The sequence below is a fragment of the Paenisporosarcina sp. P5_A11 genome, assembly GCF_056400705.1.
This window is the reverse complement of the sequence record NZ_JBFUKT010000286.1, coordinates 1-2,467: the sequence shown is the minus strand read 5'-3', so window position 1 is coordinate 2,467 and position 2,467 is coordinate 1. Positions and strand designations below refer to the sequence as shown.

Here is a 2,467-nt window from a genome sequence, read left to right as displayed (position 1 = left end):
CATTTCTCGTCGTGACATTTACATTTCTTTTCATGACARTCATCTTTCCATTTCTCGTCGTGACATTTACATTTCTTTTCATGACAGTCATCTTTCCATTTCTCGTCGTGACATTTACATTTCTTTTCATGACARTCATCTTTCCATTTCTTTTCATGACAGTCGTCTTTCCATTTCTTTTCATGACAGTCGTCTTTCCATTTCTTTTCATGACAATCATCTTTCCATTTCACTTCATTACAGTTCCATTTCTTTTTATGAGAATCATCTTTCCATTTCTCGTCGTAACAATTCCATTTCTTTTTGCGGCAGTCATCTTTCCACTTCTCGTCGTGACAGTTCCATTTCTTTTTGTGGCAGTCGTCTTTCCATTCTGTTTTAATCTCTACTTCAGAACACTTGGAACATTTACATCCTTCTCTTTTTTCCCATTTTTTATCTGGACATTCTTTTTTACAACACTTGGAGCATTTACATCCTTCTCTTTTCCCACAATTTTTTGGGTAAAATCGCATTTTTGATTGCACCTCCTTTCGCTCGGATTTTAGTAAACTCAACTTTTTTGATCCACTCAATCCGTAATTTCCCTTATATCTATAGCATATTAAGTGATAGAAAAAGACTCTAGGCAGACTGAAGTTTAATAGCTTTTTTATACTATTAATTTTTTCCTTTATTTATAGAAGCATATTCTTCTTGCCAAGCTTTAAATTTGCATTTTTTAGGGAATTTCTTACCACTTCTTATTTGATAAATGTATTTTTGAGTCATTTTCTTAATTGTTTAAACTCGATGGATCTCCACTTCATGGATCCAGTCATAGTCATAGTCATATCCATTATCAATAAAAAAAGCAGGCTTATTTGCCTGCATTCCCTGTTTCTTATTCACTTGATTTACCGAGTTTGCCCCACACACAGCACGAGAGATGTAACTGGAAAATTCAAATTCTAGAATAACCATACAATCATTTGCCCGCTTTTATTACTTAAGTTATTGTGTTTTACGAACAACATTTATGTAAACTTAAATTCCAATTCTTTTATTGTATTTCAAAAGATACTTCATTTTTCCGCAAAATAGTAAACCCCTATCGTGGACTAGATAGGGGTTTGTAAAGTGGGACTATAATTATAATTCCTCATTGCGAGGTGATATTTGTAGCATTTCTCGTTAATGTTTGCTTAGCATTTTTTAAAAAGATTTGCTTGTGGTAAACCTAGTGGGTTTTTAACAATCGCCTAAAGATTGAATTCGTACTTGTCGCGTTTGTAATACTTTTAGTTTAAGTTCAAGTACAATTTTTTCACGTAGTGTATCAAACGTGTTACCCGCATTTACAGCATGTGGAGAAAAATCAAGTTCAAAGAAATTTGCACTAATTAACTCACAATATGGTTGCTCATTATAAAAAACACTATTTTCAAAGAAGTATTTATCTTGGCGTGGCGAGTCACCGGTTTTCGGATCTAAAAATCGAGATCTACTTCCTGAAGATCCACCTAAAATTGGGTAAATAAGAAAATCGTTACCCTTAAGGTCTGCGAATCCAGAAAATGGAACAGTTGCAATTCGATCCCGAATTACTCCATTACAATCATCAGTAGAATATTCAATATCTTTGCGAATAAATCCTTCTACAAATAATTTAGCTCTTTTTACTGTAAAGACGCCTGGACATACTTCTTTTCCAAATTCACAAGGTACTAATTTACATTGTGTTAGAAATACATCTTTTGACACTCGTTTAATTTCAACTGCTGGTGGATTAAGCGGAATATTTGCTTCCACAACAATTGAAAGTGTGGTCTCAGCTAATACAGCTGGAACTTTAATAACCGGTTGAGTATCCTTGCGAAGGACGCAAGGTTTTGCTTTTTCATCATGTAAAGGTACTTGATTTATTCCCTCTACTGGACAAGGCATCATAATGGGATCCGAAGAATTTGTATTGTTATTTTGATTCATCCTTTTCACCTCCTATCATTCTTTAAAAATTTTTTCACATTACCTTCTGTAAATTGTCAATTTAAGTCGAACATTTAGATGGTTCATGAATACTCTAAAGGCATAGTTATAGTTACGCAGAATGAATTTCAAAAGAACCTTCTTCAACATGCCTTCACTACTTTGTAACCTATTGAGCAGCACTTTTAATTATCTATTGTTCGATTTAATATAATAATCTACATTTTCAATATATGTTTCAGATGACATTAGTGTATATGCATATATAATAKGTATTTCAATATTTTTTTGTTTTGATGCAGAAAGATTTCTTAAGAGATGTGGAATGTTAGGTCTTAATCAAATAAACGATCCAGTTATTTACCATCTAAATAAAACAGATTTAAGGTAAAGCACCTTAAATCTGCTATTTTTGGTTTAAAAGGTCCACACTACATTTTTTATTTATAAAATGAAAAGTTTTCAGTCAACAACCTTGCCTACAGACGCAGCTCTCACC

2 protein-coding genes and 1 pseudogene are annotated in these 2,467 nt (G+C 32.9%); all 3 read right to left on the bottom strand.

The genetic code is table 11. From position 1 onward, the window contains the following. Positions 1 to 515 (bottom strand): annotated as a pseudogene (locus AC1DOS_RS19370) (hypothetical protein); the annotation flags it as partial. A 268-nt stretch (positions 516 to 783) separates the two neighbouring features. After that, on the bottom strand, positions 784 to 963 hold the full coding sequence (locus AC1DOS_RS19365) for a hypothetical protein (RefSeq protein ID WP_477538815.1): 180 nt from the start codon (positions 961 to 963) through the stop codon (positions 784 to 786). Between the two features lie 267 nt (positions 964 to 1,230). Continuing rightward, the gene (locus AC1DOS_RS19360; RefSeq protein ID WP_108585326.1) at positions 1,231 to 1,968 is read right to left on the bottom strand and encodes a CsxC family protein; all 738 of its coding nucleotides are present in this window, start codon (positions 1,966 to 1,968) and stop codon (positions 1,231 to 1,233) included. Positions 1,969 to 2,467: the final 499 nt, after the last annotated feature.

What these genes read in the sequence shown, in the direction of transcription:
- AC1DOS_RS19365 (WP_477538815.1), bottom strand. Translation starts at nt 963, where the DNA reads ATGGTTATTCTAGAATTTGAATTTTCCAGTTACATCTCTCGTGCTGTG.
- AC1DOS_RS19360 (WP_108585326.1), bottom strand. Translation starts at nt 1,968, where the DNA reads ATGAATCAAAATAACAATACAAATTCTTCGGATCCCATTATGATGCCT.